The organism is Chitinophaga sp. S165, assembly GCF_003182155.1.
GTDB lineage: Bacteria > Bacteroidota > Bacteroidia > Chitinophagales > Chitinophagaceae > Chitinophaga.
The window spans coordinates 357,224-375,341 of sequence record NZ_QGTG01000005.1; the positions used below are offsets into that span (position 1 = coordinate 357,224).

Sequence of the window (18,118 nt, forward strand, 5' to 3'; positions counted from 1 at the left end):
ATATGAATGACAATTACGGTATTGGCGGTAACGAGGTAAAACTCGACGCTAATGAGGCCATTGTTGAGATCTCTCATAACCGGACCCTGTTTGCTGAAAAGTTGACCCAGCAAACACCTGTTAAACCGGAAATAGTGCAGGGACTAACGACTGTAGAAGGTGTATTTGAACATTACAAGCCTGCTGTGAACATGCTGTTCCATGATGCAGAAGGCCGTACTATCCCCGAAAATCTCGAGTTCCACAATCTTGGCGACTTCGGTGTGAAGGGTATTACCGCACAGAGTGCATTCCTGGATAACCTCGCTACAGAAAAGGAACAGTACCTCAAGATCATGAAACATCTGAAAACAAATAAAGTGCTGAAAGCAGCCCTGGCCGATCCCGCTGCCAGGCAGGCATTATTGGAATCCATCCGCGCATTGGTGGCAGACCTGAACACAAAGTGAAATATCAGGAATGATTCCTGAGTCCTAATTGACAATTGACAACTTGTTCTTATGGCAGAATTACAAAAACAGCAGGAGCAGCCGGAAGAGCTGCAAACTTCGGCCTCGAAACAGCAACCCGTATCCCTGCAGGAAAATATTGACATACTGGCGAAATACGGCGGTTTTGACCTGCTGGAAAGCGCTATTGAAGGTGTGCAGAACCTGAACCCCGAGCGTAAAGCACGCCGTAATATCTTTTTAACAGAAAGTACCAAAAAAGGAGAGCGGGACAAACTGAAGAAGACCCTCGAGCTCTGGGAAAAAGTACTGACGGAAGCACAGGACCTGCCCGATATGGTCAGCTTCTGTACAGAACATTCTGAACAGTCGGAAAGAGTGTTGAACAATAACCTGTCTGAAGCAGTTGAAGCCACCCGCGAACTGGAACAATCCTATCGCAACGTCGCCCTCTTCTTCAAGAACACAGAGTCGGATAAAGTAAAGAACGTTGCTTTCATCAACGTAGAGCTTGACCAGCTGAAAGACCTGGACAATACCCGATTTATCGATGCTATTCATCAGGAACTGGTCAGCAACTATGACCGTCTTGACCTGCGTGATAACTACAGTCTGCTGGTTATTCCTGGTTATCTCGGTTCCAATAAAGTACTGGAGAAATGGGCGAAGATCGCTTATGAAAATAAGACCATGCTGGTAACAGATTTCTCTCATCTTGACGCGCCTGACGACGTGATGGAGATGTTTGAACTGGCTAACCTGACCGGTGGTGAAATACATCGTTCCAATGTGATCATGACGTGTAACTGGCTGGTAGGCCGTGGAAAGTTTGATGAGATCAAAGAACAGGACAATCTCTATGTTCCTCCATCCGGCGCACTCGCAGGTAAGATCTATAGAACGCTGATGTCGCAGGTAACGGCAGGTAAGAAATTCGGGGGCATGAATGAAGTGGACGGTGTGAAGTTTGAACTGAAGAAAAGTGAAATTGCCAGTCTGGAAAAAATGGGTCTGATACCCATGGTAAAAGAATACGGCAAAGTAATGGCCTTCAGTGCCAAGACATTGTTCAATGGCGATAATATTGGTTTACAAACTTACTCTGTTGTACGCGTATTCGACTATGTGACAAAAGTGATGATGGACTTCCTGAACCGTCGTGCTTTTGAGAACTTCAATGCCAACACACGTAAAGATCTGATGAAACAGATCATACGTTTCCTTGACAGCATTACAGGGCCTGATAAACTGATCGAGGATTTTAATGTTCGTAAGTTTGAGCAGGACCCTATTCAGAAAGATCGTATCCATCTCAATATACATCTGAAACCATACTTCCCTGCAAAGAACTTCATGATCAAAATGGAGGGACATAAAGGAGAAGATGCAACAGAATGGGATACTGAGTACGAACAGGATAAATCCTGATTTGAAGGCAGTGAAGTTGAATGGCAGGACAGTCTTCAGCTTCACTGTTCCTCATCATTTTAAAATTAAGAAAGGAAAAGATTATCAGATGAAGTATGTCTTAACAGGCGTCTTCTGTTTTTTATTGTCATGGTGCAATGCATTCGGACAATCACAGACAGATAGCATTATTACAACTAAAGGCGCTGTCACCCTTATTACCTGTGGATCAGCAATCACTACATTCCAGATCGGAGATGGCAAGAACGCAGATTACGATTATCGCATAGTAGATGGTAACGTAGTATTTATCAGGCCTACCGTGGTCAACCCCAAAGCCACAAACCTGGTGATCAGGGAAGGAAATAATATACATTACCTGATACTTGCATTCCGTGAAAAAGCAGAATTGTCGCGATTGAAGTACAATCTTTCTGCCGGCAATTCAGTTAAAACGGGTAGCAATGCCGGTTCAGGGAGCAGCACAACTTCCGCACAGGAGGAAGACAATTCCAAAGAAACTGAGGATGCCGCCATTGCCGCATCGGGCATTGACACGGTAACAGTAGGCAACATTGCGGAAGATTTCCGGAAGCAGCGGAGAGGTGGTCATCAGTATGAAACCACGGCAGATGGTATCACGTTGAGCTTTTCCCAGGGGATGAGCCTTAACAACCTGGTATACTTTAGTTTTCATATCAGGAACCGTTCAGGCAACGCTTATGTGATCAATAAGGTAACATTGATGCACAAGACCAAAGCAGATACGGCCACGCTGTTCACTATGCCGGTACTCTACAGAAAAGGGTTGTCAACTATTGCAGGCAGGGCTGATGAAAGTGTTGTGTATGTAGCCGCTGCCCGAGATTTCAAAAAGAATGATGAGATCATCCTGGTAATGTACAATAAGGCTACAGACAATCAGATAGTGCTTTACACTCCTGTGAGCGCCTTACCAAAGTATATGATCAGCAAATAGGTTCATTCGCGTGCGTACCATTATTTACATATTGTTTGTTGGCTGTCTCTGTATATTCGCTCTGACAGGCACTGCACAGCAGGTGAGTTTCTGCGGAGAAATGGTTCCTATGGAACGCGACTTCGTTTCCTACAAACTGATGGACGTCATTAAGGGACATTTGAAGTACCGTAACTTCCTGCCGGTACTCAAGGCTAAGACCGATATCTATTTTCCTGTTATTATCCCAATTTTACAGCAGTACAATATACCGGAAGATTTTAAATACCTGCCTGTTGTTGAAAGTGGTTTTACCAATGCTACTTCCGCAGTTGGTGCGCAGGGCGTCTGGCAGTTCATGCCTGCTACTGCCGCTGCCATGGGGCTGGAAGTACGATACGATAATGACGAACGTAATCACCTGCTGAAGTCTACACATGCTGCCTGCCGGTATCTCCGGCAACTCTACGGCCAGCTACACTCCTGGACGCTGGCTGCTGCTGCATATAATGCAGGCGCCGGCAACATTTCCCGGAACGTAAAAAGGCAGGGGAGTATCGACTATTATCAGCTGGCGCTTAATAATGAGACGGCACAATACATTTACAAGATCATTGCTATTAAACAGTTATTCGAAAGTCCTGAGATTTATATTCCCGGCTTTGGCTATAACGTGTTCAATAAGGCGAATGCGAATGTCTCAGTCTTTTCTAAGCCTGCCTCGGGTATTGTACAGCCGGGAGAATCTTCAAAGGCTATAGCATCATCTGGCAGTAGAGATTTCAAATCCATCCGCATTACTGTTGATACCAGGACGCGGGGAAAGACGCCGGTAGTTACTGCCGCATTCTCTGCACGTTTGCAAAGTGATAATACCTTTGAAGATGGTCAGCTGGTGAGTATCCTTCTCCTGGATGATCTTCAGGCGAATGGCGTCTATATCCGTAAGAATACTAAACTATCAGGCAGGGGATGGATCGTGAGCGATCGTATTTATGTTGATCTTGGTTTTGGAAATACTATAACACTTTGTGATGCTGGTGGGAGGAAGGGAGTGCCGCCAGCTTCATTGAAATCGGGTGAGGATGTGCGGTTGTTGAAGATTTGAAATTAGTAAGAGCTTTTACAGTTCGTAAAAGAGATGTGTTTATTGATAGACTTACTCCCAGATAGTGTGAACCGGGCGTTTGTTTCTGGTTGATCCCGAAGCGTTTCGGTTTCAGCTTGGGATCGCGGTCGGCGCCTCTTTGGTTGGAATGCTATTGAACTTTTTCAAGCGTATGGACATTGGATCTCTATTTAGCTGCATCAAACGTATCTCAAAGAGCCGAAGGCCCGCGATTCCCAACTGAAACCGCTGCCGCTTCTGTTCTCCCCATAATGATTTATCGTATAAATTCAGTGCAGCTAATATTGTATGTGTGTATACTGATTACTGTTTTCCGGAAGTAGTTTGACAATTGGTTTGCTTTGCTTCATTTGCTTATTGAATCCTCCATCTGCTTTGTTTGCTCATTATTTTAATTGTGCTAGTTTGCTTCAATAATCGCGGTTGATGCTTAATAAAAAGTCTGCCTATTCTTCATTGTGAATGAACGCTGTATAGTGTTTATTATCATAATGTGTCCAGAATGATGGTGTTGAGATATTCGTAGGGAGATGCTCTCAGCATGTTGTAAAACGTGCTGGGAGCATCTCCCATCCACTAAAAGAAGAATTTACATCAACACCTCATTCATAAATATCCTATATGGATAATTATTCGCAGAATGTTCTTTCAGTTGAGACAGCAACTCGTCTTTAAGATAAACAAGGTTGCCAGTTGCATAGTTGGCCGCAGGTTTGGACAGTGTTAGTTTAATATCCAATGTGCGGCTATAGCCTTCAGCCGCACCAGGCAGAACAGAGACGCCTTTTGAAATAGTAACTTCCCGTAACTCATTACCGATGACGTAACGGCACAATGCTTTAATATCTTCAGACGTAACGATACGACTACGGCTGAGCAGGTGGTAACGGTAGAGATTGATCTTCTCATCTATACTGAGACGGTCCCTGCCACCTTGTGTGTTAGATAATAATGTGATGGATCCCGGTTGTAGCTGTACACTGCCATACTCCTGTAAACGGCTACCCATCCGGATGTTATTGGCAATGCTGCCATTGGTAGTGTAGAACTCTATGAACAGAAAGTCGGCATCCTCACGTGGCTTGATCATCAGGTAAGGAATGTTACCACGGTTGGTACCCGGTTGTAGCTGTTCTTCCAGAGAGGCTATCAGCTGATGCAGTTCCCTTATGCGACTGGAAACATAGTCATTCCGTACTTCTTCGAACAGAGAGCTTTCATCCCTGATCACTTCAATAAGGTAGGCAATGATCTCTTTTGCTTCGCGGGAGTCAAATCTGCCTATACCACTACTGCGTACCACGAGTTCGCCTTCCTGCATTTCTCCGGTAGTGGTGAAGTTACGGACGTGATAGTCAGTACCTGTAACATCATATACCCGTTTGATGTCGAAATAGATATCCGAAGTATGCAAGGGCATGATGTTGAGGTAACGGTTCAGGCGTTGCGATTGCTCATTGATGCGTTTATTGACAACAGGGAAACAGTTGATGTTACAGAATAAGTCTTCCAGTAAAGTATGCCTGATCGCTTCGGGAAATTCCACCCTGATCCAGCAGGTATCAGGATGCAGCTTTGAGAAGGCCTGTCCGAAGATCTGTTGCAAAGCGCCGGGAGGAGCGGGTTGGGGCGGCAACGATGCCGGTTTACTGATGGTAAGGAAATGATGCCGGAAGCGTTGTAATACCTGTTGACCATACCGTGCGTTGGTATCGAAGGCCGGTTGTTGCATAATGTTATCAAGATCTTCGGAAGCAACATCGCGGCTATGGCTATACCCGCTTTTCACTGTGAGCTCGGTATCGCCGAGGAAGAACCGTGCAAGCGGCAGGTAGTAATAGAACATTTCCTGCTGGTGTGCGTTCCTGAGATCAAAGAAGAACGACAGTTCTTCAATGGAAGCAGGAGGGGTTTCTAAGGAAAGACCCATCCAGAGATGATTGGGAGGCGTATCGGCCTGCAGGTTGCCCTGCAATATCTGTTCTTTAAACCAGTGTTCACGGGTCTCAAACAACTTATTGCCGATAGCCATGTATTTTATCTGTCCGCGGAACAGGCGATGCCTGGTCAGGGGCATGAAGAAAAGGTCCTTTGAACTGAAGCCGTTCCGCAACGTGTAGAAAAGCTGGTGTTCTGATGTAATGGTGGTAGATGATTCATTACTGGAGGAATGTAAGATACCATAGGCAGGCTGACTGCTGGTAATGGGTTCCGGCATCATGATCTGCGCCAGGCGTTCAACGAGGCGCGCATGTGATACGTCCATTTCACCGGAGATCTTTTCGAGCTCGCTGGCACAGGCTTCAAGCAATAATTGCACAATGGGATCGAAAGAAGACTCCACTTCAGCATCAGGATATCCCCATAGTCTGGCAGCTGTTTTCAGCATGCGGTCTTTTATCCTTTCTTTTTGTTCTTTGGGCATGGCATGGCTTTAATCGTACGACAGCGGACTTACATAGAAGAAGCTGCTGTAATTGAATGGTGTTTTGTTGCGGGACAGGGTACCGGTAATGGTCACTTTGATCTTCTTTTTGATCTTACGTGCGTTAATGCCGGCCAGTTCTTCCTGGCTGACCATCGCCATTACCCTGATCTGTGTTAACCGCTGTTCGTAGCGGGAGATCGCAGCCTTAACGGCTATCTCAACCTGTTCCTTTACCTCGTTGTTGGATGCACGGATATCGAAATCCGAATCCCACAACTTACAGCCATACTGCGGATCGTCTTTATTCTCTCCAAGTACGGTAGTGATAAGCAGGTGTATATGCTGGGCCACGGAATCTTCCAGGCTGCAGTCCGGCAAGTCTTTCTTTTGCAGGACGCGGGAAAAGTCCAGTGGCAGTTTATAATACTGGTTTTTCATACAGCTCGTTTTTCATCAGCTCGTGTAAATGATCAGAATATACCGAGGAATTTCTTGTCATATCTTACCCGGATCTCTTTCACACAACCGTTCTGGTCTTTGATGAGGTTCACCAGTTCTATCTTGAACCGTTTCTTACCACGGATCCTGGAGCAGAAGTGTGAGAAAGTATCAGTGTCTTTATCATTCAGCAGCACACGTGCACCGAGATTGTCACAGAGATACGGAGAGAAGTCTGACGCATTTTTTTGCTTATCTACAACCTGCATGAGGAAGAACTTAAACTCGTCATCCGAAATAGCAGGCGTTTTAGGCTTTTCTGGCACAGCTGCTGCTCCGGCGGACGGATCTACAGGTTTTGGCTCTTCAGGGAAAGGAATAGGCTCAAAATGGTCATTTGCGGGACGTTGAGGCGCTGCACTGAACACGGTAATGCGTTTAGTTACCATTTTGCTGCTGTCGCCATTCACGATAAGGGACAGGATACGTTCTCCCGGAGAACCAAAGGTGTATTTAACGGAGTTGCCGGAATGGGTCTCTGCATTAGGCTGCAACAGTTGCCATGACCAGCTGTGGGCATTAGGCGTACGATTGGAGAAAGTGACGGATCGGCCTACAAACACTTCTTCCGGACCATCTATGACCGGGTAGATATCTCCTCTGGTATCGGGTTCTTTCTCTGGTGGGGCATTCAGCACGATCACTTCCTGACGCCAGTCGCATTTACCGCGGCGTAAGGTAACAGTATAACTGCCGGCTTTGCTGAAAGCATGATATACCTGAAGTCCGGGGGCGGCGGCTGTGGAGTCGCCGAAATCCCAGCTTAATCCATCGTTACTGCTACCTTTCAGATCTGCTCTGAACGTGATCACTTCTCCAGCCGTAAATGAATTGGTTTTACTGGCATGTTGCTGACTGGCTAGTACAATGGCAGCTTCGCTGCAGGTTTCCCTGTTAGATGCCTGGAATGCCAGCAGAACGATGCTGATAGCAAGTAAAGACAGGAATGTATACAATACCATTGGGTCAATATGGCTTGTAATTTTACTAAAGGGCCTGTACGTATTTAGTCTTCGCTCGTTTTGGGACTTGCGCGGGGTCATGGGTTTTTCAATTTATGCAATTTTAAATATTTTTTTACATAAATGACTAAACAACCTACATTCGTAGTTGAAATTTTAATAATTGTTGTGTTAGTTGAAAGCCTGAAATAAGACCCTGAGTAATCGAAAAACCTAAATTAACCCGTTGATGGTAAATAATGCCCAAAAAGCCGCAGTGCTCGAAGAAGTCATTGATCATATACGCCGTCTGCACTACGATGTACGTGCTGAAGTAGTGGTAGGCGAGCTGCTGGACAATGATGTGAAAGAAGCTGAAGTGGCGGTGCAAATGAAGAACGTTTTTACAAGAGCTTTTAATAAAGATATTTTAGATGCACAATTGGATGACTCACAGCCATATCATCCGTTTGTGACGTTGACACTCTCCCGTGACGGATTGTATGACCGCTTGCCGGAAGGACTGTTCCATACTTTCTCTTCTCAGAAACAGCAGGAAGTCAGTGAAATGGTGGCGAACTATAAGAAGCATCAGCAGGAGGAACAGGAGGCACGTAAATTCTTCCGTCCGCTTGAACATGAATTTTTTCTGCAACGTGTATTTCTCGAACAACGAGAGAAACACCTGTTGTTTGATGCTTTTGGGAAGGATGCTGATGCGTTGTTCCTGTCCTTCTGGGGAATCCCGCAGGGACTGCCTAAAGGGCCGGTCAATAAACTTATCAGGTTATTGCCGTATATTCATCGTATAGCAGGTAATTTACCACTGGTGCAATTATATCTGGAAGCTATCCTGGACGAACATGTGGAGATCACCCGTCAGAATGGCCGTGTTGCTGTATCTACCGGCAATCAGACAGGCCTGGGAGAGTGCAGGCTGGGAATAGATTCAATGACTGGCAACCTGTTTTACACCGATATGCCGCGGGTACTTGTAAAAGTAGGGCCATTGCAACATCGCCGGGTATACGATTTTCTTTCCTGGCAACCGTATGGTAAATTACTGGAGACTTGTCTGGGCTTCCTGATGCCTGCAGATGTGGAAGTGGAAACTTTGCTGGAACCCCATCCTGATGAGAAACAAGTAGTTGTGGCCGATAGCAAATATAAAGAGGGAATTATGGGATATAATTTTTTCCTGTAGCTCTTAAATGGAACTATTTTTGCACATAATGTTGGCTCTGTAAAACTGTTTTAACCCTTTTCCCAATTGGAAAACTATGATACTTAAAGCGAAAATTTATCTTGTATTAGCCGCAATATTAGCGATCGGATCTCTGATAGTAGGGTTACTGAGTCGTTATATTAAAAACTTTACCCTATATAAGAAAAAGGCATTGTGGTACCTGTTCCTGCTTACGCTTGTATTTGCAGTTATCAGCTCCATTCCTTTCCTGTTCACACATCAGAATCTTGTCAGCCAGTATCTCTTTTACCAGGTCTGGTTCCTCGGGCTTGGCATTGCTCATTGTCATATTATGTATACGCGGTTCTGGGCCAATGAGCATACACTAGGCTCCGAACTCTCCTTCATTTTAGCTATCTGCCTGTTTGGTGGCGTGGGCTTTATGCTGGTACAGTTCCTTTTCACCAAGGGTGATTTTCTGTATTACCCGATGCTGACCTGTTTCCTCGCTTTTGTATTGCCGACCTTCGTATACAAAACGTTTGAAAAGATGATGGCCATACCTGCTAAAGTGCACAAGTGGTGGCAGTATCCGGTTTATCATGAACAGCCGGAGGTGAATGAAGAAGATATGAGAGACCTGATCGTGATCGGATTTGAACTGGAGAAGAATAGCAAAGATTTTGACCGTACTTATTTCAGAGCGCGTACACCTATTAAGATGGACCTGGGCGACCTGTTCTATCACTTTGTAAATGACTACAACGACCGTTATCCGAATACGCCGATAGACGTGATGGACCCTAACGGACAGCCTTACGGATGGGTGTTCCATCTTAAATCAAGATGGCTGGGAATAGCGCGCACACTGGACCCTGAGAAGCCGGTATTCATGAACGGCATGCAGGAAAATAGTGTGATCATTTGTAACAGGGTTGTGCTCAGCAGCAATTGAAAGATAAACGGATATTGAATTATTGGATCGTTGAATTAACCGTACGTTAATCCCTTATACATGTTAATAATCATTTCTTATCGTAAACAATCATCCCATGGCAGAACCGCTCAAACATTTTCCCGTTAACTGGGTGGATGGAATGAAAATAAAAAAACAGCATTTCGTAGAAACAGAAAATGCGATGCTTGATCAGATCCGGGATGCTATCTCCAGCGGTTTGCATGCGCAGAACTACGGGCTATTGCCGGCGAAGGCAGAGAGCAAGGAATCTTTACGTTGCTGGTTTGTGACAGACAATCAGCATCAGTGGCGTATCAAGCTGACGGAATGCCGTGCTGTAACTCCTGGTGGCGCCCGTATTGAGATCCCGGAACATACTGTGCATTCACTCAAATATGCAACTACTTTTCCGGAAGCAACCTTTAAATGGGACCCGCAACATACGGAGGGTGCTTATTATATCATCATCCAGGTGAACCCTTTTGATCGTCAGCCTAGTGGAGAACCTTTGTTGCATGAAGATCCGCCACGTTTGCCATATGCTACACCTGAATACCAGTTGTTCGTACAGCCGGTATCACAATTACCACAGGGACAGCTCGGCAGTTATCAGATGGTGCTGGGCCGTATTAATGTTGCGGATGGTCGTCCGCAGCTCGATGATGACTATATACCTCCTACAAGCATTGTGTCTGCTCATCCATCATTAGCTGATCTGCATCAGGAGCTGGACCAGTTCCTGGGTCATTTGGAATTACATGGTGTACAGATCGTGCAGAAGATCTACGGGAGAAATCAGAATAATGATCTGGCGCAGGTAGTGTTATATATTACGGAAAGGCTTGTACAATATCTGGGTACCCGTATTTCACAGTTCCGCTGGTTAGGTCTGTATCAGTCGCCGGCCGAGATGCTGGAAGTAGTGGCAGGCCTGGCACGTACTATAAAGAACGCAATAGATCTGCGTGCAGGCACCGGTAAGGAAGAGTTACTGAACTACTTCTCTGAATGGTGCGAATTGCGTCAGGGAGAGCTGGAAACACTCATGGTCAATTGTGCGAACATCCGTTATAAACATATTGATGTGAGGGAGTGCCTGCAGCCGATGATCCCGTTTGTGCGTGCAATCAGTAAACTGTTCGAAAGCTTGAGCAGGCTGGATTACATCGGACGTAAAACAGACAGCGGCATTTTCGTGAAGGAGGAGTCTGCCGAAGATGCAGAATACCTGCGTAAGCATAAAACCAAAAGGTGGTTTTTTACAGATTGATTCATTCAAACAATATAATACATGCGTGTACTAAACAAACAGGAGAGAACATCCGCATTCCTATGGTTCCTGCTTTTTTTCGTTGTTACAGTAGGGCTCTTTGTACTGGCCGTATTTTTCAACTTTCAGGTACCTTCAAGAGAGAATACCGCCCTTCGTAAGCAATTGAGTGCATTCCGCCAGGAACAGGCATTTCAGGGCGATTTTCTGCAAAAGATGGAAAAGGTGAAGAACAACCTTGATTCGATCAATCTGCCTACTCAGAATGCCAATTATATGGATCAGGTAATTGCACAGGACCTTGTGAATATGCGTAATACCATTCCAAAAGAATCTGTATCACATTACGGTCTGTACAATAATATTATTCAGAATTTATTGTCAATACAACAAGGTAAACAACAAATGAGAGGTTTACAGAATGCACAACAGACTATTGCAGAACTGAAAGAAAAGATCGCTGACCTCAACAGGGAGCTTGAAACCACCAGGAATGAACTGGATTATAACAGACAGATAATGAGATCAAGATGAGTTAAATTTTTGGTTGTATTAAGGGATTAATTTAAATTTGAAAGATAGATAAATACATAAATAGTTAGCTTCATTTGTTAATTTCTTTATTGAACCTCTAAACATTTAACCCATGTCCTTCAAATCAGTGTTTGAAGTAGCTGGCAAAAAAATGGTGGTAAAACACTGCAGCTACGACCTCACCCAAGAAGTAGACGCTACCGGCCGCCCCTCATCAATAACCCGTGGTGGTCGCATCCGTCTAATTGTCGAATCTACTGGTGAAACAGACCTCTTTGAATGGATGGTGAACAACTTTGAAAGAAAAGATGGCACCATTACATTCTTCAAAAGAGATTCTGATGCAGAGCTGAAGAAGCTCAATTTTAAGGAAGGCTATCTGGTAAAGTTTGAAGAGTCCTTTGACGCTGATGACAAGAGCCCGATGAGCGTTGCTTTCACCATTTCTGCCCGCGAACTGAGCATGGGCAGTGGCACCCATATCAATGAATGGGTTTGAGATGGTATGATTTGTTAGCTTAACGAAATTATGCCAGAGCCCTCGCGTGAAAACGCGGGGGCTTTTTGGTTTTCAGTCGTTGTTGAGTGTGTGCTGTATCGTTAACCTGGTTTTGAATGTATGTTAATCAGGATTGGTTTTTTTGATTTGAGTGTTACTTCGGTTTGTTTTATGTTTTGTATTTTGTCGGTTGGGGGTCTGCTGCGGTTTCAGGTGGGACCACTGGCTGTAGTTCTTTGAAGCTACTTGCTATAATGCATTATCAAGCGGATGGGCTGACTATTTAACCCCTGGTGGGTCGTATCGGCGTGCTTCAAATAACTAAAGGCCAGGGGTCTCCACCTGAAACCGCCGCTACTTCATGACTTCAACCAAATTAATTTTCTTCATTGAAGTGGTCCTTTATACAAGCGATCAGATTAAACTGTAAACTCAATCTTTGCTAATATATCAGTTATATCTTCATCTTGTTCAATCTACCATCATTGCTTAAACGATAGTAATGATATGCACTAGATTCGACATCCTACATCTTACATCCTACATGCTACATCCTTTATCTTCTTCTACATAAGATGAAAAAAGAAGTGATCCCCTTGGCGTTTCCTTATTTAAGATTTAAGACTTCCGCCTGAATTTCGTTAAGCTGGTTTTATAAAGAGAGGTATGTGCTTAGAGTCGTCAGAAAATATCAACGCGTCCAGAACAAAATAGGAAGCCAGGAGGTAGTGGAGGTTTCATATAGTATCCGGGTCTTCGCCCGGTTCCCTGCACAGTCGGTGAAGAAGATGAATGAACTAAAGCTTAGCTAAATTCCCAAAGCTAAATAGTGTTAAAAGCGGGCACAGACCGGAGACTATATGAAACCGCAGCGAACACCGCTTCAAAACAACAAAACCCGGCAGGCTGAAATATAAGAGGGAGTCTCTAAAGAAAACAGAATGTCAACAAAGGGTTAATTTTTAAACAGTGGCTTTAAAGTAAACCAGGCCAGCACTGGAAACAACTGCATAGGAACAACCAAACCGGGAAACAATTCAGGGCGATCAACATTCAATGGAAGGCTGATCATAAAAGGAATAATGATGCTGAGAAAAGCTCCTGCAGTAAGAAGAATACCGCTCAGAACCGGCGTCTCCTTTTTGAAAAGACGGTCTACACTAAAACAGAATAATGCTATCAACATTCCTGCAAATAGTGAAGCACTTAATATACCGGTTGGAGATACGATACTAGTGTAAGAAACCTCGAGTGAGATTACATAGATGCGGTAATAAAGAAAGGCAGCAAGACCTGATAGAACGCCCGCTGCCAATCCGTTGAAGAAATATCTTTTGAACATGCTGTTTATTGTGTAACAGGAACGGTCACATTTAATTTAAATACATCGTCAACCCTGCCACCAGCTTCCCCGATACCAAAGTCAACACGGTTTACATCAAAGTTGCCATTGAAGGTGCCACCAGTACCATTCTTTGTGAAAGTGAAAGGAACGGTAAAAGGTTTCTTCACGCCATGCATTTCCAGTTCGCCATGCGCTTCATAGCCTGCAGCAGTTTTGCTTACTTTGGATGAAGTGAAATGGATGGTAGGATATTTAGATGCATCAAACCATTTACCGCCTTTGGCATGTGTATTCTTTAAGCCATTGCCGGTATTGATCGAACTTACATCAATGGTGACATCAAATTTGGAAGCCGCAAGGTCTTTCTCGTCAAATATCACCTGTCCTTTTAAATCTTTGAAAATACCATTCGCGCCGGAACCGGAAAACTTAATAGAATATCCTTGAGCGATCTTCCAGCTTTGCGAAGAGATAAACGTAAAAGCAGAAGCCAGCAGGATAATAGCGGCAGCAAATGGATAAAATGCTCTTTTCATTGTAGTGTTCATTATCGTAAATAAGTGATTCAAATGTAATCGGATAATTATTCTACTGCAAAAACGATACCTATAAATAATTGTTAATAAGTGAAGGCGGTAAAAGCTAACGGAAGCTAACAAAAGCTAACATATGTTAGTTCGACCGGCCTGGTTTTAAGAGAACTTTGCAGCAAAATTAAGACAATGGCATTTTTATCCGGACTTTTATCAATAGGTTTGTTATTACTGCTAACCGGTTATTTATTCAATATTTCCTGGCTGAAGAATATGCAGCACGACGCGCAGATAGCCGCGGCAATAATGTTCGTACTGATAGGCGTCATGCATCTGGTTACCCCCAGAAAGCTTACTTATATGATCGACGGATGGCTGCCATATGCCCTGCAGCTTGTACTCATAAGTGGAATACTTGAAATAACATTCGGGATAGCATTGCTATTTCCGACAGTAAGAACTTATGCGGCATGGGGCCTGATCGCATTGCTGATCGCAATGTTCCCCGCCAATATTTACGTAGCGATAAAACAATTACCCGCTCCCGGCGGACTACCAGCGGCTCCCTGGTATACATGGAGCAGACTGGCATTTCAACCCATATACATTGCATGGGTGTGGTGGTGTGTGAGATAGCCCGATATATCCTGACGTTTCCTGATGTCGCCTGATGGTACCAGATAGTTCAGGTAGAGAGTAACGTGCCATACCATTCCTTCAGCGTAGCATTAGAATCTGGCAATCGGCACTCCAGCTATAATTTTGAAGACCGGCCACAGTGAGCATTCAGTTGGAAATCACTGGCCTTTAGTTCTTTGAAGTACGCTGAAGCGTTCTACCAGGGGTTTAATAGGAAACTAAAGCCTAACAGCCAAAAAACGCTCAATACCCAGGAACTTCAAAGAAATACAGCCAGTGATTCCATCCGAACTGCGAGCTAGAAGGTCAATGCCGGAATCGCAGTACCCTCATCCGCGAAAAAGCTTAATCAATGTTAGCTAAGATCCCTTCTGATCCGGCTCAAACTTTCCGGTGCAATGCCCAGGTAAGAGGCGATGTATTTGACAGGTATTTGTTGTATTACCTGCGGATGATCTGCCAGCAGCTGCAGATACCGTTCTTTCGCAGTGTATTGTAAGAAAGCCAGTTCCCGCTGGTATTTCCGGACGTACTGATACTCTGCCAGTAAGCGGCCGGTATGTTCAGCAGCATGGCTTTTTTTATAAAGTTCCTGCAGGTCCTCAAAATAGAAAGCAAAGCCATTTACAGGCGTTATAGCCTGCAATGATACGATGGATGGCTGCTGGGTAATGAAAGAGGCGTAGGCTGTAGAAAACTGCCCCGGAAATGCGAAATCAAGGGATACTTCCTGGTCTTCGTGTACAGTGAAGACGCGTACAATGCCCGAAGAGATAAAGTAGATAGCAGAAGAGACCCTGCCCATATGAGTAAGAAAAGAGCCATTACTGAACTCCACAGGTTGCAGTAACGGCTCAAATAAATGCCAGTTATCCCCCGAATGTTTATCAAGCTTTAATAAGGCCTGTTTTACCTGGTCGATATCTGGCATTAGTGAATATTTTAGATCAGATCCTTCTCAGTTTTAGTGACTGTACAAAATGATGACTGCCTTTTTCCAGTATAAGACTGGCCCTGAAACGGGTGGGCATGATGTTAAGCTCCAGGTTAGGCTTGTTGATCTCATTCCAGATGTTGGTTGCAAATTCTTCCGATTCTATATCAGATAAATGAGCATACCGGTGGAAATAAGAGTCGGGGTTCTGAAAAGCTGTCTGCCGCAGCGATTTGAAACGGGCAATATACCATTGTTGCAAATCTTCCAGCTCCGCATCTACATAGATAGAAAAGTCAAAGAAGTCAGACACGAAGATAGTTGGTTCCCGCTGCTGTTGCCGGGGTCTTACCTGTAATACGTTCACGCCTTCGACGATCACGATGTCGGGAGATTCTATCCATTTTAACTGGTTAGGCAGGATGTCGTATTCCAGGTGACTGTACACAGGGGCGGACACTCTTTCCCTGGCAGATTTAACATTGGCGAGGAATTGTATGAGCCGGCGGATGTCATAGCTCTCCGGAAAGCCCTTACGGTTCATTATACCCCGTTGTTCCAGTACCCGGTTAGGATAAAGGAACCCATCCGTAGTGACCAGGTCAACTTTAGGGTGGTTAGGCCAGGCAGACAACAAGCGTTGCAGTACGCGGGCCGTTGTGCTCTTGCCCACAGCCACACTTCCGGCAATGCCGATAATGAACGGCACTTTCAGGAACTGACTTCCCAGGAAGCTGTTGGTGGCGGCATGAAGCCGCTGTGCGCTGCTAACATACAAATTCAGCAAACGGGAAAGCGGTACATAGATCTGGGTGATCTCGTCCATTGTCAGTGGCTCGTTCAGGCCCTGCAACGTATCGATATCGTTGAGTAGGTGTAACATAGGATCGTCACTCCTTTTAGCCCATTCTTCCCTGCTGATTGTAATATAGGGAGCATAATTATTCCTCGTCATGCAGATTTTGTTGCCAGTTTACGTGTTGTTACCTGTTTTTTCAGGCTGCTAAGCTATATAAACCGTTTTAACATTCAAAAATTCATGTGTGCCTTCGAGCGCCAGTTCCCGGCCATAACCAGACTGTTTTACCCCTCCGAAGGGCAGGCGTGCGTCCGAGCGTACCATCGCATTGACGAATACGTTCCCGCTGTCTATTTGCCGGGCCAGCCGCCTTGCCTTGTCAAGGTCGGTCGTCCAAAGTGACGAGCCCAGACCAAAAGGAGTTTGATTGGCCAGCTGGATAGCATGGTCCTCATTGGATGCCTTAATGATCACCGCCAGTGGTCCGAAGGTTTCTTCCTCAAAAGCCGTCATGCCGGGTTGTACACCTGTCAGCAGGGTAGGAAGGAAGTTAGCTTCCTGGTGTTGCCCACCCAATGAAAGGTTCGCACCCTGGGAAACAGTTTGTTTCAGTTGCTGGGCCAGCTCTGCTGCCAGGTCCGGGCGTGCCATCGGACCCATATCGGTTTCAGGGTCGAAGGGATCGCCCTGACGCATATTGCCCAGAAGATTACTCACTTTGTCGGTAAAGTCGCCAAGAACCGCTTCCTCCACGATCCAGCGTTTGGCAGCAATGCAGGATTGTCCGGCATTCTGCATACGCGCCTTTACAGCTATCTTAGCGGCTTCTTCAAGATTTGCGTCTTTCAGTACAATGAAAGGATCGCTGCCTCCCAGTTCAAGGACGGATTTCTTGATGTATTTACCAGCCAGCGCACCAACACTCATACCCGCGCCCGTGCTGCCGGTAAGGGTAACTCCCTGTACACGGTAGTCGGCAATAACATGCTCAATATTCTGTGAATTGACAAGCAGGGCCTGGAACGCGCCTTCGGGGAAACCTGCCTCCAGGAACAGATCTTCCATTGCCAGGGCGCAGCCGCTGACGTTACTGGCATGCTTCAGTAATCCGGTATTGCCTGCGAGAAGATTAGGAATAGCAAAGCGGAACACCTGCCAGTAGGGGAAGTTCCAGGGCATAATGGCCAGTATAATGCCTTTCGGTTCATACGATATATAGCTTTGCTGCGCGTCCGAGGTAATTAATTTGGATTGCAGCATATCAGCAATATGTTCCACATAATATTCCGCAGAGATGGCACACTTCAGTACTTCGGCCTTTGCTTCCTTCAGCGTCTTGCCCATTTCCCGGGTAATGATGGCTGCATGCTCATCCGCATGGGTCTTCAGTAAACCAGCCAGTTTCCGCATCCAGTCGCAACGCTCCTCCAGACTGGTGTGCAACAGATGCCGGTATGCCTGATGGCCCCATGCCAGCCGCTGTTCAATGTCTGCTTCCGTGTGTGCCGTATATTCAGCTATTGTTTCCTGATTGTATGGATTGATACTTCTGAAAGTGCTCATATAAAACAATTTACACTATTGCTGACAACATGTATGCCGTCTGCAATA

At 45.2% G+C, this 18,118-nt stretch carries 18 protein-coding genes; 10 read left to right on the forward strand and 8 right to left on the reverse strand.

What is annotated here, in order from left to right; translation table 11 throughout:
• Window positions 1-2 precede the first annotated feature (2 nt).
• Genes C7475_RS20785 through C7475_RS20800 form a run of 4 tightly spaced genes read left to right on the forward strand, consistent with a single transcriptional unit; the run spans window position 3 to window position 3,922 of the window.
• Window positions 3-449, forward strand: coding sequence for a hypothetical protein (locus C7475_RS20785; RefSeq protein ID WP_110055308.1), 447 nt, complete (start codon window positions 3-5; stop codon window positions 447-449).
• Between the two features lie 51 nt (window positions 450-500).
• Window positions 501-1,877, forward strand: a complete 1,377-nt coding sequence (locus C7475_RS20790) for a DUF5458 family protein (RefSeq protein ID WP_110055309.1) — start codon at window positions 501-503, stop codon at window positions 1,875-1,877.
• Window positions 1,834-2,835 (forward strand): hypothetical protein, encoded by a 1,002-nt coding sequence (locus C7475_RS20795; protein ID WP_110055310.1) that lies wholly within the window; start codon window positions 1,834-1,836, stop codon window positions 2,833-2,835. Before C7475_RS20790 ends, C7475_RS20795 begins: the two co-directional genes overlap by 44 nt.
• Window positions 2,836-2,845: 10 nt before the next feature.
• Window positions 2,846-3,922, forward strand: coding sequence for a transglycosylase SLT domain-containing protein (locus tag C7475_RS20800; RefSeq protein ID WP_110055311.1), 1,077 nt, complete (start codon window positions 2,846-2,848; stop codon window positions 3,920-3,922).
• Window positions 3,923-4,532: 610 nt separating this feature from the next.
• Here the strand turns inward: C7475_RS20800 and C7475_RS20805 are convergent.
• The 3 genes from C7475_RS20805 to C7475_RS20815 are packed head-to-tail and all read right to left on the reverse strand — an operon-like array spanning window position 4,533 to window position 7,831.
• Window positions 4,533-6,368: a type VI secretion system baseplate subunit TssF gene (locus tag C7475_RS20805; protein ID WP_110055312.1), complete on the reverse strand. Its 1,836-nt coding sequence runs from the start codon at window positions 6,366-6,368 to the stop codon at window positions 4,533-4,535.
• Between the two features lie 9 nt (window positions 6,369-6,377).
• A complete protein-coding gene (locus C7475_RS20810) occupies window positions 6,378-6,809 on the reverse strand; it encodes a GPW/gp25 family protein (RefSeq protein ID WP_110055313.1) in 432 nt (143 codons plus the stop codon).
• A 32-nt stretch (window positions 6,810-6,841) separates the two neighbouring features.
• Entirely contained in the window at window positions 6,842-7,831 is a 990-nt protein-coding gene (locus C7475_RS20815) for a PKD domain-containing protein (RefSeq protein WP_158286565.1), read from the reverse strand.
• A gap of 229 nt (window positions 7,832-8,060) precedes the next feature.
• Here C7475_RS20815 and C7475_RS20820 point away from each other — a divergent pair, with 229 nt between their 5' ends.
• The 5 genes from C7475_RS20820 to tssD all read left to right on the forward strand — a co-directional run bounded on the left by C7475_RS20820 (window position 8,061) and on the right by tssD (window position 12,257).
• Window positions 8,061-9,014: a type VI secretion system baseplate subunit TssG gene (locus C7475_RS20820; RefSeq protein WP_110055315.1), complete on the forward strand. Its 954-nt coding sequence runs from the start codon at window positions 8,061-8,063 to the stop codon at window positions 9,012-9,014.
• 76 nt (window positions 9,015-9,090) lie between these two features.
• Window positions 9,091-9,951 (forward strand): TssN family type VI secretion system protein, encoded by an 861-nt coding sequence (locus C7475_RS20825; RefSeq protein WP_110055316.1) that lies wholly within the window; start codon window positions 9,091-9,093, stop codon window positions 9,949-9,951.
• A gap of 97 nt (window positions 9,952-10,048) precedes the next feature.
• Window positions 10,049-11,224 carry a hypothetical protein gene (locus C7475_RS20830; RefSeq protein WP_110055317.1) on the forward strand — a complete coding sequence of 392 codons (1,176 nt, stop codon included), beginning with the start codon at window positions 10,049-10,051 and terminating at the stop codon, window positions 11,222-11,224.
• Window positions 11,225-11,245: 21 nt separating this feature from the next.
• The gene (gene tssO / locus C7475_RS20835) at window positions 11,246-11,758 is read left to right on the forward strand and encodes a type VI secretion system TssO (protein WP_110055318.1); all 513 of its coding nucleotides are present in this window, start codon (window positions 11,246-11,248) and stop codon (window positions 11,756-11,758) included.
• A 112-nt stretch (window positions 11,759-11,870) separates the two neighbouring features.
• A complete protein-coding gene (gene tssD / locus C7475_RS20840; RefSeq protein ID WP_110055319.1) occupies window positions 11,871-12,257 on the forward strand; it encodes a type VI secretion system tube protein TssD in 387 nt (128 codons plus the stop codon).
• Between the two features lie 955 nt (window positions 12,258-13,212).
• On the opposite strand, the gene C7475_RS20845 is transcribed toward tssD, so the two are convergent.
• On the reverse strand, window positions 13,213-13,599 hold the full coding sequence (locus C7475_RS20845) for a hypothetical protein (RefSeq protein WP_110055320.1): 387 nt from the start codon (window positions 13,597-13,599) through the stop codon (window positions 13,213-13,215).
• A gap of 5 nt (window positions 13,600-13,604) precedes the next feature.
• Window positions 13,605-14,138 carry a YceI family protein gene (locus C7475_RS20850; protein ID WP_110055321.1) on the reverse strand — a complete coding sequence of 178 codons (534 nt, stop codon included), beginning with the start codon at window positions 14,136-14,138 and terminating at the stop codon, window positions 13,605-13,607.
• A gap of 186 nt (window positions 14,139-14,324) precedes the next feature.
• Here C7475_RS20850 and C7475_RS20855 point away from each other — a divergent pair, with 186 nt between their 5' ends.
• Window positions 14,325-14,771: a hypothetical protein gene (locus C7475_RS20855; protein ID WP_110055322.1), complete on the forward strand. Its 447-nt coding sequence runs from the start codon at window positions 14,325-14,327 to the stop codon at window positions 14,769-14,771.
• Between the two features lie 358 nt (window positions 14,772-15,129).
• Here the strand turns inward: C7475_RS20855 and C7475_RS20860 are convergent, their stop codons facing one another.
• Genes C7475_RS20860 through C7475_RS20870 form a run of 3 tightly spaced genes read right to left on the reverse strand, consistent with a single transcriptional unit; the run spans window position 15,130 to window position 18,070 of the window.
• Window positions 15,130-15,705, reverse strand: a complete 576-nt coding sequence (locus C7475_RS20860) for a Crp/Fnr family transcriptional regulator (RefSeq protein ID WP_110055323.1) — start codon at window positions 15,703-15,705, stop codon at window positions 15,130-15,132.
• A gap of 16 nt (window positions 15,706-15,721) precedes the next feature.
• Window positions 15,722-16,663: a type I pantothenate kinase gene (gene coaA, locus C7475_RS20865; protein ID WP_110055324.1), complete on the reverse strand. Its 942-nt coding sequence runs from the start codon at window positions 16,661-16,663 to the stop codon at window positions 15,722-15,724.
• Window positions 16,664-16,711: 48 nt separating this feature from the next.
• Window positions 16,712-18,070, reverse strand: a complete 1,359-nt coding sequence (locus tag C7475_RS20870; RefSeq protein ID WP_110055325.1) for an NAD-dependent succinate-semialdehyde dehydrogenase — start codon at window positions 18,068-18,070, stop codon at window positions 16,712-16,714.
• Window positions 18,071-18,118: the final 48 nt, after the last annotated feature.